Source organism: Psychrobacillus psychrotolerans, from assembly GCF_900115805.1.
Taxonomy (GTDB): Bacteria; Bacillota; Bacilli; order Bacillales_A; family Planococcaceae; genus Psychrobacillus; species Psychrobacillus psychrotolerans.
In genome coordinates this window covers 1-13,945 of sequence record NZ_FOXU01000008.1, presented here as the reverse complement: position 1 = coordinate 13,945, position 13,945 = coordinate 1, and the positions used below count along the sequence as shown (strand labels likewise).

Below are 13,945 nucleotides of genomic sequence, written 5' to 3'. Positions count from 1 at the left end.
CTCCTTAGTGTTTGAAATGACGTACGCCAGTGAATACCATCGCAATCCCATACTCATTTGCTTTGTCGATTGAATCTTGGTCTTTCACTGATCCACCTGTTTGAATAATAGCAGTAATTCCTGCTTTAGCTGCCACTTCCACCGTATCATTCATTGGGAAGAATGCATCTGAGGCAAGACCTGCTCCTTTTGCTCGTTCTCCAGCTTGCTCTAAAGCAATTTTAGCTGAGCCTACGCGGTTCATCTGTCCTGCGCCGACACCAATAGTCATATCTTCTGTAGCTACTACAATTGCATTAGATTTCACATGTTTCACTACGCTCCAACCAAGCTCTAATGCTTTCCATTCTTCTGCGGTCGGCTCTCGGTCTGTAACGACTTTCACATCTGCCTCTTTTAATCCGTACGTGTCAGGGGACTGCACTAATAATCCACCTTCTACAGATACAGTATTCCATGCATCTTTTTTCGTTTGTTCGTAAGAAATTGTGAGCAAGCGAATGTTCTTCTTCGCCGTTAACATTGCAATTGCATCATCAGAGAATGAAGGAGCAATAACAATTTCTAAGAAAATGCCAGCCAATACTTTAGCGGTTGCTGCGTCTACTTCACGGTTTAAGGCAACGATGCCTCCGAAAATAGATGTTGAATCCGCTTCATAGGCTTTATTGAATGCATCTGAGATTGTTTCGCCGGTACCAACACCACATGGGTTCATATGTTTTACCGCTACTGCAGCTGGAAGCTTAAATTCTTTTACTATTTGAATCGCAGCATTGGCATCTTGGATATTATTATAGGATAGTTCTTTCCCATGTAATTGAGTAGCAGAAGCTACAGAAAAATCAGATCCAAGTGGTCGTTTGTAAAACGCTGCTTGTTGATGCGGATTTTCACCGTAGCGTAATGATTGCTTACGTTCATATGTAAGTGTTAATAGTTCTGGGAATTCTTCTCCAGTTAAGTCAGTCATATAGCCAGCAATCAACGCATCATAAGCAGCGGTGTGGCGGAATACTTTTGCAGCCAGTTTACGACGCGTTTCTAGTGTCGTCTCACCAGTTTCTTTTAACTGAGCAAGTACTTCCTCATAGTCAGATGCATCCGTTACAACTGTTACATACTGATGATTTTTCGCTGCAGAGCGAAGCATTGATGGACCACCGATATCAATATTTTCGATAGCATCATCAAACGTCACATCTTGCTTAGAAATTGTTTCACGGAAAGGATATAAATTAACACAAACTACTTGAATAGGAGTTATTTGATGCTCTTCTAATTGTGCTTGATGAGAAGCGTCGTCATGCTTTGCCAATAAAGCCCCATGTATCATTGGGTTCAATGTTTTTACTCGACCATCCAAAATTTCTGGAAAGTTTGTCACTTGGTCTACTGATGTAATTGCCACACCATTTTGTTCTAAAAATGCTTTGGTTCCACCAGTTGATAAAATTTCATAGCCAAGTAGTTCCAACTCTTTTGCAAACTCGAGAATTCCTGATTTATCTGAAAGACTAATTAACGCACGTTTTGACACCATAATTCCTCCTTAAATTGGTAGTTCTAGTTATGTTCCTATTATTATCAATTTTGATACTTCGAATTTGAACTTCATCGCATCCGCAGCTACACTAAATTATTTGGATATATTTCCCGTTCCACGAGTAAACCTCGTTACATCGCGGGTAAACAACTCTGGAGCGCGGGTATTTGATAAAGTTTCGCGAGTAAAACTATAGTGAGCGCGAGTAACATTCTTTTAAGCGTGGGTAAACTCACAAAACTACCGACTAAACAGTTGCTGCAATGCCTTCGGATACAAAGCATGCTCTACTGCATGAATACGTTCTTCGGTTTGTCCTCTATTGCCTTCTACTACTTCTACTGCTTGCTGAGCTATGATTGTTCCAGTATCCATTCCTGCGTCCACATAGTGAACCGTTACGCCGGTCACCTTCACTCCGTGATCCATTGCCTGTCCGATAGCGTCTTTCCCAGGAAATGCAGGTAATAGCGAAGGATGGATGTTGATAATTCGATTGGGAAATGCTGCTAACAATACATCTCCGATCAGTCGCATATATCCAGCTAGCACTATCCACTCTACATCTAATTCTCGTAGTTTTTCTAAAATCAGTTGCTCATACACTGCTTTGGAAGGAAAACCAGCAGGCTTAATAGCAAGTACTTCAATACCCGCTTTCTCGGCACGCTCCACTATTAAAGCTCCTGGCTTATCTGTCACTACTAGAACAGCTTCACCAGGGAGTTTTCCTTCCTGCACTGCATCGTTGATAGCTTGAAAGTTCGTACCGCTCCCTGATGCAAATACAGCAAATTTTGTCATTCCGGTCATTACACTAAACTCCCGTCATGTGCTCCGTTGAAAATAACACCTTCACCTTTCACTACACGGCCAATCGTATATGCCTTTTCTCCGTGGGCTTCCGCAATTGCAATTGCTTTTTGCGCCTCTTCACCTGATAGTGCAAGTACAAAGCCTATCCCCATATTAAACACATTGTATAAATCACGGTCTTCTAACTTACCTTTTTCTTTTAACAAATCAAATACAGAAAGCACTTCCCATGAACCAAGTTCAACTTCCACAGCTAACCCTTCAGGCATCATACGCGGTAGATTTTCATAAAAACCTCCACCCGTCACATGTGCCATCCCGTGGATAGAAAGCTCGTTATGCATTTCCATTACTGGCTTCGCATAGATTTTCGTTGGTGTTAAAAGGGCTTTACCAATTTCGCCTAACGCTTCATATCCTTCTACAACATCCTTTGGAGAATAGCCATGCTCTTCAAAAACAATTTTACGTACTAGTGAATATCCGTTTGAGTGAACACCGCTAGAAGCGATACCTACTAGGACATCACCTTCTGTAATATTCTCCCCTGTAACGATTTTTGATTTTTCGCATGCTCCAACCGCAAATCCAGCAAGATCATATTCGTCTTCCTCATAAAGACCAGGCATTTCGGCTGTCTCTCCCCCGATTAATGCTGCTCCAGACTGTACACAGCCGTCAGCCACACCTTTAACGATTTGTTCAATTCGTTCAGGAACTGCTTTACCTACTGCTACGTAATCTAAGAAAAATAGAGGCTCTGCACCTTGTGCAACGATATCATTCACACACATTGCTACACAGTCTACGCCGATTGTATCGTGTGAATCTGTCATAAACGCCAGCTTTAGCTTTGTTCCAACACCATCTGTTCCAGATATCAAAACAGGTTCCTTATAATTCAATGAAGACAAATCAAACATTCCACCGAAACCACCGAAAGTACCCATGATACCTTTTCTAGCTGTGCGCTCGACATGTGATTTCATTCTTTGCACGGCTTCATACCCAGCTTCAATGTTCACGCCTGCTTTTTCATATGCTTTTGACATGTAAAATCCTCCTATCGAACAAGCTCTTTTTCATGTGGTAATTTCGTATCCGCATAGATACTAGTTGGATATTCTCCAGTGAAACATGCTAAACAATGCCCACAATTTTTTTCCACATCTGATCTGCCAATTGCCTCTACCATTCCTTCAACCGATAAGAATGTTAACGAGTCTGCTCCAATCAGTTCACGCATTTCATCAATTGTATTATTAGCAGCAATAAGCTCTGAATCCGAGCTTATATCAATCCCATAAAAACATGGATTTTTTAATGGTGGGGAACTTATAACGACATGAACCTCTGTCGCTCCAGCATCCTTCAGCATTTTCACAATACGACGTGAAGTTGTCCCACGAACAATTGAATCATCTACCATGACTACTCGTTTTCCTTTTACAACCTGACGTACTGGTGAAAGTTTCATCTTCACCCCACGCTCCCGTAAGTCCTGTGAAGGTTGGATAAACGTTCTACCCACATAACGATTCTTTATAAGACCTAACTCATAAGGAATACCTGTAGCTTCTGAAAAACCAATAGCAGCAGAAATACTGGAGTCAGGTACGCCTGTTACAACATCTGCATCAATTGTCAATTCTTTCGCAAGTTGCTTACCAAGACGTTTTCTAGCCATATGAATATTAATGCCATCAATATCTGAATCTGGACGAGAGAAGTAGACATATTCCATCGTACAAATAGCACGGTCTTTTTTCTCTACATAACGCTCTGAACGGCAACCTTCATCATTTATTATTAATAACTCCCCTGGGTCAATCGAGCGAACTAGCTCCGCACCTATCAAATCGAAGGCACTTGTCTCAGAAGCTACTACATAGGCACCATCTAACATTCCTAAAGAAAGAGGACGCATGCCCTGTGGGTCCTGCGCTACATACATCGCGTGTTCCGTCATAATGACAACGGCGAAAGCTCCGTCCAATAAACGTAAAGCTTGTTTGGCACGATCCTCGAAAGAAGCAAGATTACTCTTCTTCAACAAATGGGCAAGTACCTCCGTATCCGAAGTCGTTTGGAAAATACTACCTTGCTGTTCTAAATTACGTTTTAAACGTGTAGCATTTACAATATTCCCATTATGAGCAATCGCAAGGCCACCAGTAGTTGAGTTGAACAACAAAGGTTGGACATTTTCAATTCCTGAGCCGCCGGAAGTAGCATAACGCACATGCCCTACTGCAGCATGACCTTCCAATTTCTCTAACTTGCCATTATTAAATACATCGTTTACTAAACCTTCGCCTTTTACTGCGCGTAGCCTAGTACCATCTGTCACAATAATTCCAGCACCTTCTTGCCCTCTATGCTGAAGTGCATGTAATCCGTAATAACTCATGGCTGCAGGATTTGGATGACCCCAAATACCGAAAACACCACATTCTTCGTTTAAGCCTCTGAGTTCAGCAAGCATGGTATTGCTCCTTTCCAAGCGGAACGGAATTCATCAACAGAACCGCTAATCCAAGTAGTTCCATCTTCATGTGAGATTACTAAATTATTTGACTCAGTTACTCTACCAATCTGTACTGCATCTGCTACGATTTCTTCAAATTTACTAGCATGTTCAGCTTTTACCGTGACGATAAAGCGTGATTGAGATTCACTAAATAATGCACTTGTAGCTGATCCAGTAATAGTTACTTCAACTCCAAGACCATTAGCACCGAAAGCTTTTTCAGCTAAAGCTACTGCAAAACCACCTTCAGAGATATCATGCGCGGATTGTACAACACCAGATTTAATCGCTGTTAAAAGAGCTTTTTGACGAGTCACTTCTACTTCAAGGTCGATAGATGGAGCTAGCCCAAAAATACGTTTTTCCACTAACTTTTGTAGTTCCGATCCACCAAACTCTGTTTTAGTTTCCCCGATTACATATACAACATCTCCAGCTTGTTTCACTGATTGGGTTGTTACATGTGCAAGATCATCTACAAGTCCGACCATCCCAATTGTTGGTGTAGGGTAAACCGCAGTTCCACTACGTTCGTTATATAACGAAACGTTCCCACCAATAACAGGTGATTCTAATGCAATACAAGCCTCTGAAATACCGTCTGCAGATTTCTCAATTTGCCAGAAGATTTCTGGGTTTTCTGGGTTACCAAAGTTCAAACAGTCTGTAATAGCAAGTGGCGTTGCACCTGAACAAACAACATTACGAGCTGCCTCAGCTACTGCAATCTTCCCACCAGTTACTGGGTCAAGATAGATATAACGAGAATTACAATCCGTTGTCATAGCAAGTCCTTTATTCGTCCCTCGAACTCGAACTACTGCAGCATCTGAACCAGGGGTTACTACTGTACTTGTGCGTACTTGATAGTCGTACTGATTATAAACCCATTCTTTAGAAGCAATTGTTGGTTGTTGAAGTAGATTTAGTAAAGTCTCTTTGTAGTCCGAAATTACAGGCTCTACATTTTCCATTGCTTGAAATTCCGTATAGTATGCAGGTACCGACGATGGTTTATAGTAAACTGGTGCTTCTTCTGCAAGTGCATCTGCAGGTACATCCGCTACTACATCTCCGTTATGAATTAATCGAAGCATTTTATCGCCTGTCACTTTACCAACCGCTACACAATCTAAGTCGTACTTCTCAAAGATTTTAACAATCTCCTCTTCACGACCTTTTTTTACAACGATTAACATGCGTTCTTGTGATTCTGAAAGCATCATTTCGTATGCTGTCATCCCCGTTTCACGCTGGGGTACAAAGTCTAAATTCATCTCTATACCGAAGCCAGCTTTTGAAGCCATCTCCGCAGATGATGAAGTTAACCCTGCTGCTCCCATATCTTGGATACCAATTAACGCATCTGACTTAATCACTTCTAAACAAGCTTCTAATAGAAGTTTCTCCATAAAAGGATCTCCAACTTGAACTGCAGGGCGCTTTTCTTCAGAAGCTTCAGTTAATTCTTCCGATGCGAATGTTGCTCCGTGAATGCCGTCACGTCCAGTTTTAGCTCCAGCATACATGACTGTGTTACCTTCACCTGCTGCAATTCCTTTTTGAATATCCTCATGATTGATCAGTCCTACACACATAGCGTTAACTAGTGGATTTCCTTCGTAACAGTCGTCAAATTGAATCTCTCCGCCAACTGTTGGAATTCCGATACAGTTACCATAACCCGCAATACCAGCTACTACTTCTTCAAATAAATATTTCACACGTGGAGTCTTCAGTTCTCCAAATCGAAGTGAGTTCAGCAATGCAATTGGACGAGCTCCCATCGAGAAAACATCACGGATAATACCGCCTACGCCTGTTGCAGCTCCTTGATAAGGTTCAATTGCAGATGGATGGTTGTGGGACTCCATTTTAAATACAACTGCTTGACCATCGCCAATATCAACAATTCCAGCACCTTCACCCGGTCCTTGTAAAACATGCTTCCCTTTTGTAGGAAACTTACTTAATACCGGTTTAGAATTTTTATACGAACAATGTTCTGACCACATAACTGAAAATAATCCGGTTTCTGTATAATTCGGTAAACGACCAAGAATTTTCTCCACCATTTCAAATTCTGAATCGGACATTCCCATTTGAGCATATATCTTTTGTTCTTTAATTTGCATTGGATTTGGTTCAAGCATGACTGACATGAGTTTCCCTCCACTGTTTCACTATTGATTTGAATAACGCTAGTCCATCTGAGCCACCTATAAGATCATGTACTGCACGCTCTGGATGTGGCATCATACCAAGGACATTCCCTTTTTCATTTACAATACCTGCAATGTCCTCAATGCTTCCATTAGGTCCTTCAGAAGCGTATTTAAAAACAATTTGGTTATTCTCTTTTAATCTAGTAAGTGTTTCATCGTCACAATAATAATTTCCTTCGCCATGGGCAATTGGAATTTGGATTATTTCGTCTTTTTCATAGCCAGTTGTAAACTGTGTAGCGTTATTTACTACTTTTAACTCTACGGTACGGCACATGAATTTTAAGTTTTTGTTACGCAGAAGTGCTCCAGGTAACAACCCAGCTTCCGTTAATACTTGGAACCCGTTACAAATACCTAGAATTGGTTTACCTGCCTCAGCTGCCTTCACCACTTCAGACATTACATTCGATTGGTTGGCCATAGCTCCACAACGCAAGTAATCCCCATAGGAGAACCCTCCTGGCAATAAAATACCATCAAATTCGCTCAAATCCTTTGCATCATGCCAAACGTACTCTACTTCTTCTCCAAGTTCATCTTTGATCGCATGATACATATCTAAATCACAGTTCGATCCAGGAAATACGATTACTGCAAACTTCATTTGCTTACAGCCTCCTCAACTTCAAAACGATAGTCTTCAATCACTGTATTTGCTAGAAGCTTTTCACACATTTCCTTTACTACTGTATCTACATCACGAGTTCCCTCTTCAATCTGAAGTTCTAAAAACTTCCCAATACGAACATCCTTTACTTCGCTGTATTCCATTGAATGAAGAGCTCCCATCACTGCAGAACCTTGTGGATCTAAAACACTTTCACGTAACGTTACATACACTTTAACTTTTTTCATTTTGATAATCCTCCTAGGCGGGAAAGTATTATTTCATAAACTTCTGTTAAGCTTCCTAAATTACGTCTAAACACATCTTTGTCTAGTTTGTTATTTGTTTTGTCATCCCACAATCTACAAGTGTCGGGAGAAATTTCATCAGCAAGTAAGATTTCTCCATTTGCCGTTTTTCCAAACTCCAATTTAAAATCGATTAGGGTAACACCTATTTCTTTGAAAATGGGCTGAAGCACTTGATTGATTTCCAGTGCTTTAGTTTGAAGGGTCTCTATTTCCTCCGGTGTAGCAAGTGCAAGTAATTCTATATGAGCATTTGTGAGTAGTGGATCTCCTAGTTCATCGTCTTTGTAGTAAAATTCCACGATGGTATGCTTTAAAGGTGTACCCTCTTTAATTCCTAATCTCTTTGATAGACTTCCAGCTGCAATATTACGGACTACTACTTCAAGTGGAATGATATCCACTTTGCGAACAAGCTGCTCATTGTCTGAGATTTGCTCTACAAAGTGGGATTCAATTCCTTTACTTTTTAACTGTTCAAAAAGGATCGTTGTGATTTTATTGTTTAAAATGCCTTTTCCATCAATATCTTCTTTTTTCTCACCGTTAAATGCTGTAGCACTGTCCTTATATGACACAAACAATATATTTTCATCATCTGTTTCAAATAATTGTTTTGCTTTACCTTCGTATAGTAGGCGACCCTTTTCCACTTTCAATTCCCCCTAATCAATTTAAAGCTTAGTTAAGTCCTAAACGTTCAAAAATCATATCTACATGTTGAATGTGATAGTTATAGTCAAAGCAATCATCTAGCTCTTCTTTTGATAATAGAGAAGTAACTTGCTCATCTGCATCTACAAAAGTGCGGAATGCAGTTTGAGACTCCCATGCTTGCATAGCAAGTGGTTGAACAGTATCATATGCTGTTTCACGAGCTAACCCTTTATCTATTAATGCTAGTAATACACGTTGGGAGTAGATTAATCCTAAAGTGGAATCCATATTACGTTTCATGTTCTCTGGGAATACTGTTAAGTTTTTCACGATATTACCAAAACGGTTTAGCATATAGTTCAAGGCAATTGTTGCATCTGGTAAAATTACACGTTCTGCAGATGAATGAGAGATATCTCTTTCATGCCATAATGCAACATTTTCATATGCTGTCATCATATATCCTCGGATAAGTCTTGATAGCCCAACCATGTTCTCAGAACCGATAGGATTCCGTTTATGTGGCATTGCAGAAGATCCTTTTTGACCTTTAGAGAAGAACTCCTCTACTTCGCGAGTTTCTGATTTTTGTAGACCGCGAATTTCTGTAGCAAATTTTTCGATAGAAGTAGCAACTAATGCGATAACACTTAAGTATTGTGCATGACGGTCACGTTGTAGTGTTTGTGTAGAAATTGGTGATGCAGCTAAACCTAACTTTTCACATACATATTGTTCAACAAATGGATCAATATTCGCATACGTTCCAACAGCACCTGACATTTTACCGGTTTCAATTACTTTTGCAGCAGCCTCAAAGCGCTCTAGGTTACGTTTCATTTCTTCTGTCCAAAGTGCTAGCTTTAAACCAAAAGTAGTTGGCTCTGCATGAACACCATGTGTACGCCCCATCATTACTGTGTATTTATGTTCTTTTGCTTTGTTTTCTAAGATTTCGATGAAGTTTTCAATATCTTTTCGCAAAACAACATTTGCTTGCTTAATGATATAAGAAAGAGCTGTATCTACTACATCTGTTGAAGTTAGACCGTAATGAACCCATTTACTCTCTTCTCCTAAAGTTTCTGATACGGCGCGAGTGAACGCCACTACGTCATGTCTTGTTTCTTTTTCGATTTCTAATATACGTTCTACATCGAAGGAGGCATTTTTACGAAGGAGAACTGTATCTTCTTTTGGAATATCTCCAATCTCTGCCCAAGCCTCACAAGCTAGAATTTCTACCTCTAACCATGCATTGTATTTATTTTGTTCTGTCCATATTGCTCCCATTTCTGGGCGTGTGTAGCGTTCTATCATTTAACTTCCTCCTAATTTATAACCAAATTTTAGATTGTTCTATTTCGTTTAAAGTGTCTTCAATATTAGTCGATAGGATGGTGACATGTCCCATCTTTCTATTCTCTTTCGCTTCACTTTTGCCGTATAAATGAACCGACCAGTTAGGATACTTAGAAAGATTGTTTGTAACAGGTATTACATGCTGACCTAATATATTCACCATAACTGTTGATGTCCAAAGTTTTGGCTTTCTAAGTGACCATCCGCAGATAGCTCTTACATGTTGATGAAACTGAGAAATATTACATGTTTCAATTGAGTAGTGGCCAGAATTATGTGGTCTTGGTGCCAATTCATTTATTATGATTTCATTGTTCTCTAAAACAAACATTTCAACCGCAAGCGTACCAATTAAGTTTAAATGGTTGGCAATTTTCTCAGCGGCCTCTATTGCTTTTGTAGTAAGTGTTTCATCGATTCTTGCTGGTACAATCGTTTCATGCAATATATGATTTACATGAATATTTTCACCAATCGGCAAACAATACGTTTCTCCACTTCCATTACGCTGTACAATGACGGATATCTCTTTTGTAAAGGGAACAAAGGATTCAGCGATACAGGCGGAGTGAGCAAACAAAGATTTGGCTAAGGATAATTGCTCTTTTGTTTGAATTATTTGCTGCCCTTTGCCATCATATCCTCCGCGAGAGGTCTTAACTACACAAGGGAAGCCCACTCTATCAATTCTTTGCTCTAACTCTTCATACGTGCTAGCTTCGACAAATTTCGCAATAGCTACACCAGCCGACTGAATTTCTATTTTTTCTAGAATACGATCCTGCGTAATTCTCACCAGTTCCGCTCCTTGGGGAACATACGCAATTTCTGATAGTCTCTTCAACCCTGTATAATCAATATTTTCAAACTCATAAGTTATAACATCACTTACTTCTGCTAACTCCTCTAACGCCGTTTCATCATCATACGGGGCAACAATTTGTATATCGGAAACCTGCCCGCAAGGAGAATCCATCGTAGGGTCTAAAACCGCCACCTTAAATCCTGCTTCCCTAGCAGCTAGTGCCATCATACGACCAAGTTGGCCTCCACCAATAATTCCTATCGTCTGTCCTGGATAGATTACTTTTGTCATTGAAGTTCACCATTACTTTCAAGAACTTTGTTTCTCGTATCTTCTCTTCGCTTTTCAAGACGTTCTGCTAACTCATCATCTGAGATAGAAAGGATTTGAGCGGCAAGCAATCCAGCATTTGTAGCTCCTGCTTTACCTATTGCAACAGTTGCCACCGGTACTCCACCAGGCATTTGAACAATCGATAATAATGAATCTAATCCGTTTAGTGCTTTAGATTGAACGGGCACCCCGATTACCGGAAGTGTTGTCTTAGCCGCAACCATACCTGGTAAATGCGCTGCACCTCCAGCTCCTGCAATAATCACCTGTATTCCACGTGATCTCGCTTCCTCTGCATATTCAAACATTAAATCTGGAGTACGATGTGCCGATACTACGCGTTTTTCAAACGGTATATGCAGTTCCTCAAGAATTTCGCAGCTATATTTCATCGTCTCCCAATCGCTTGAGCTACCCATAATCACACCAATTTTTGTATTCATTGTTATCGTCCCTTCTGTCAGATTCACCTCGGCATCGAAACTAAAACTCTGAAGATTATATCGAGCATAATAGATTAACCTAAGGCTTATATGTTGTAAGCATAAAAAATTCCCCAAATAAACTACTCTCTCTATGAAAGAAAAGCAGTTTACTTAGGGAACATAATTGCCCAGTTTGTGTCAGGGAAAACATAAACAAACACACCCTTTTGCATTATCCATAAGTCGCTTTCCCTCATAGTCCAGTCATTACGGTGACTTGGTAGAGACGCTAAAGCCAATCCTTTAGCATATATGGGGATATAATCGTCTATTTCTATTCATATTTTAACAACTTATACGAAGAACGTCAACGCTTAAATACGAACGATTAATTTTCAGATAACTTTATTGTTCGGTTTTAGGAGTAATTACAACAATTATGTTTCTTTAATTCCTTTTAACATAATTAATTGTCTTACTGGAACAGGGGGACCACCTTCAACCTCTGCAAAAATTGGCTCTTCTCTCCGTCCAGCAATTTGATAACCATCTTCAGTCATTCTGTCTATACACTCTGAAATAGTTTCATTCTCTTCCACTTCAAACCATTTTGTTTCTTTCTTCATTTAAATAGTTTTCCCTTCTTTATAGATTTCACCCAAAATCCACCATGAATTGACTTGGGTTCATAGGCGATTATGAAAATACCCGGATCAAGATCTTTCAGTCTAGTATACAGTTTTAACTCATATTTCCTTGGTGTTAGTATTTGAAGAGCTTGTCTCTCACCTTGTCTACCATTCGCATGCCAATCTGTAACTCCATATCCTTCATCTCTCAATATTAAAGGTAAGTTTAGTTTAGTATCTGTAGAGATTGCATTTACCATAATATACCCAAGTGCCATTTTTTCTTCAATTTTCGTTCCAATAACAACTCCAGTACCATACCCAACTGCATAAGCAACCAAGTTTTGGATTTCATTTAAGTTATCTAATACTAGACCTAGTCCCACTATATAAATTACCGTTTCTACCATACTTATAAGTGCGGCGATATAACGGTATCCTTTTAATGTAAGAATCATTCGCAAAGTAAAGAAAGTAACATAAACAATATTAATAGAAAAAATAATGATTATCATTAAAATTGGAGATACATCCATTTCATCAACTCCTAACATATGTTGTTCTTCATTATCGCATATAGTGTCGCAATTTCAAGGAATTCAAGCTTTTAGCTGAAATTGTATTCCTTTTATTACAAAGTTCAAATTTATAATATTCTGATGACAAATTATACAAAAGATAGTACAATACACTAATTGGGTGAAGTCTGGATTTGAAATTGTTTTAGTTCATAAATACTGTTAGAGAATATCACCAATTTCTAGGGGGATCAGTCAATGCATGGACAATTTAGAAAAAGATATACACAAACAACACAAGAACAAAAAATGTATGCAGTACAAGAAGTTCTAAAAAACGGAAGAGGACGTAAAGAGGTAGCAGATGAATTGCACGTAAGCGTCAATTCAGTTACAACGTGGATTAGAAAATATAAAGAAGATGGGAAAAATGCGCTCTCCCCATATTCTCAAGAAGAAATAAGTCGTCTCAAGGAAATTGAAAAAAAGTATAATGAGCAACAAAAAATGGAGTTACTTAAAAAGCTTCCCATTTATATTCACTTAAAAAAGCTTTCATATCCCAGAAAGCTGAAGAATCTTTGAAGTTTTCATATGCTTCATTTATGAAAGTAGGGAGTGAATTTCATAAAATATAAAATTAATTTTCTTACTTCTTTGTATTCAAAAAAAGTCTAATAAATTGCTATTGAATTAAACTTAGTACCGACTTTTTATATGGCGTCTAGTGATGGCATACTCCCACAAAGACCTGTGCAAGAGTTTAACCCGCCGTGGCTAAAACTTATGATGGCATAATATGTCTAGATTTCTATCGTTAGGGCTCTCTTTTGATTCTCCGGTATAATATACCTCTGAGCATCTCTTCCTTACATTCTCGAGCTCTTTGCGCCTCTTTTTCACGCTTACTTTACCGTGAAAAATGCAGTAATAGTATAAAAATGAGAGAAATCACAGTGGGGTTTCTCTTTTTTTGCTAAAGGGGCTAGTTGGAATAGTAAAAAATACCACAAAAAAGTCGTTACCGATATAACTCGGTAACGACTTTTTTTGGTGCCCAGCGACGTCCTACTCTCACAGGGGGAGACCCCCAACTACCATCGGCGCTGAAGAGCTTAACTTCCGTGTTCGGTATGGGAACGGGTGTGACCTCTTCGCCATCATCACTAGACTCTTTCGGC

14 protein-coding genes, 1 rRNA gene and 1 riboswitch are annotated in these 13,945 nt (G+C 39.4%); of the genes, 1 reads left to right on the top strand and 14 read right to left on the bottom strand.

Annotated features, from left to right (window positions below; genetic code table 11):
* Nucleotides 1-4 precede the first annotated feature (4 nt).
* The 13 genes from purH to BM260_RS14295 all read right to left on the bottom strand — a co-directional run bounded on the left by purH (nt 5) and on the right by BM260_RS14295 (nt 12,782).
* Complete coding sequence (gene purH, locus BM260_RS14355; RefSeq protein WP_093538043.1) at nt 5-1,540, bottom strand: bifunctional phosphoribosylaminoimidazolecarboxamide formyltransferase/IMP cyclohydrolase; 1,536 nt, start codon at nt 1,538-1,540, stop codon at nt 5-7.
* Between the two features lie 246 nt (nt 1,541-1,786).
* Entirely contained in the window at nt 1,787-2,359 is a 573-nt protein-coding gene (gene purN / locus BM260_RS14350) for a phosphoribosylglycinamide formyltransferase (RefSeq protein ID WP_093538042.1), read from the bottom strand.
* Nucleotides 2,359-3,414, bottom strand: a complete 1,056-nt coding sequence (gene purM, locus BM260_RS14345) for a phosphoribosylformylglycinamidine cyclo-ligase (protein WP_093538041.1) — start codon at nt 3,412-3,414, stop codon at nt 2,359-2,361. The genes purN and purM overlap by 1 nt, the downstream gene beginning before the upstream one ends.
* An 11-nt stretch (nt 3,415-3,425) precedes the next feature.
* A complete protein-coding gene (gene purF / locus BM260_RS14340; RefSeq protein WP_093538188.1) occupies nt 3,426-4,847 on the bottom strand; it encodes an amidophosphoribosyltransferase in 1,422 nt (473 codons plus the stop codon).
* A complete protein-coding gene (gene purL / locus BM260_RS14335; RefSeq protein WP_093538040.1) occupies nt 4,823-7,054 on the bottom strand; it encodes a phosphoribosylformylglycinamidine synthase subunit PurL in 2,232 nt (743 codons plus the stop codon). Before purL ends, purF begins: the two co-directional genes overlap by 25 nt.
* A complete protein-coding gene (purQ, locus tag BM260_RS14330; protein WP_093538039.1) occupies nt 7,038-7,724 on the bottom strand; it encodes a phosphoribosylformylglycinamidine synthase subunit PurQ in 687 nt (228 codons plus the stop codon). The genes purL and purQ overlap by 17 nt, the downstream gene beginning before the upstream one ends.
* Nucleotides 7,721-7,975 (bottom strand): phosphoribosylformylglycinamidine synthase subunit PurS, encoded by a 255-nt coding sequence (gene purS / locus BM260_RS14325; protein WP_093538038.1) that lies wholly within the window; start codon nt 7,973-7,975, stop codon nt 7,721-7,723. The genes purQ and purS overlap by 4 nt, the downstream gene beginning before the upstream one ends.
* Nucleotides 7,972-8,688 carry a phosphoribosylaminoimidazolesuccinocarboxamide synthase gene (purC, locus tag BM260_RS14320; protein ID WP_093538037.1) on the bottom strand — a complete coding sequence of 239 codons (717 nt, stop codon included), beginning with the start codon at nt 8,686-8,688 and terminating at the stop codon, nt 7,972-7,974. Before purC ends, purS begins: the two co-directional genes overlap by 4 nt.
* A 28-nt stretch (nt 8,689-8,716) precedes the next feature.
* Nucleotides 8,717-10,012 (bottom strand): adenylosuccinate lyase, encoded by a 1,296-nt coding sequence (gene purB, locus BM260_RS14315; RefSeq protein WP_093538036.1) that lies wholly within the window; start codon nt 10,010-10,012, stop codon nt 8,717-8,719.
* A 16-nt stretch (nt 10,013-10,028) separates the two neighbouring features.
* Nucleotides 10,029-11,150, bottom strand: coding sequence for a 5-(carboxyamino)imidazole ribonucleotide synthase (purK, locus tag BM260_RS14310; protein WP_093538035.1), 1,122 nt, complete (start codon nt 11,148-11,150; stop codon nt 10,029-10,031).
* Nucleotides 11,147-11,635 (bottom strand): 5-(carboxyamino)imidazole ribonucleotide mutase, encoded by a 489-nt coding sequence (gene purE / locus BM260_RS14305; protein ID WP_093538034.1) that lies wholly within the window; start codon nt 11,633-11,635, stop codon nt 11,147-11,149. The genes purK and purE overlap by 4 nt, the downstream gene beginning before the upstream one ends.
* A 218-nt stretch (nt 11,636-11,853) precedes the next feature.
* Nucleotides 11,854-11,953, bottom strand: a riboswitch (purine riboswitch).
* Between the two features lie 101 nt (nt 11,954-12,054).
* Nucleotides 12,055-12,243 (bottom strand): NETI motif-containing protein, encoded by a 189-nt coding sequence (locus BM260_RS14300; protein WP_093538033.1) that lies wholly within the window; start codon nt 12,241-12,243, stop codon nt 12,055-12,057.
* Nucleotides 12,240-12,782 (bottom strand): DUF2179 domain-containing protein, encoded by a 543-nt coding sequence (locus BM260_RS14295; protein WP_093538032.1) that lies wholly within the window; start codon nt 12,780-12,782, stop codon nt 12,240-12,242. Before BM260_RS14295 ends, BM260_RS14300 begins: the two co-directional genes overlap by 4 nt.
* Nucleotides 12,783-13,022: 240 nt before the next feature.
* On the opposite strand from BM260_RS14295, the gene BM260_RS14290 reads away from it, so the two are divergent.
* Complete coding sequence (locus BM260_RS14290) at nt 13,023-13,349, top strand: transposase (RefSeq protein WP_093538031.1); 327 nt, start codon at nt 13,023-13,025, stop codon at nt 13,347-13,349.
* Nucleotides 13,350-13,819: 470 nt separating this feature from the next.
* On the opposite strand, the gene rrf is transcribed toward BM260_RS14290, so the two are convergent.
* A 5S ribosomal RNA gene (rrf, locus tag BM260_RS14285) occupies nt 13,820-13,935 on the bottom strand.
* Nucleotides 13,936-13,945 lie beyond the last annotated feature (10 nt).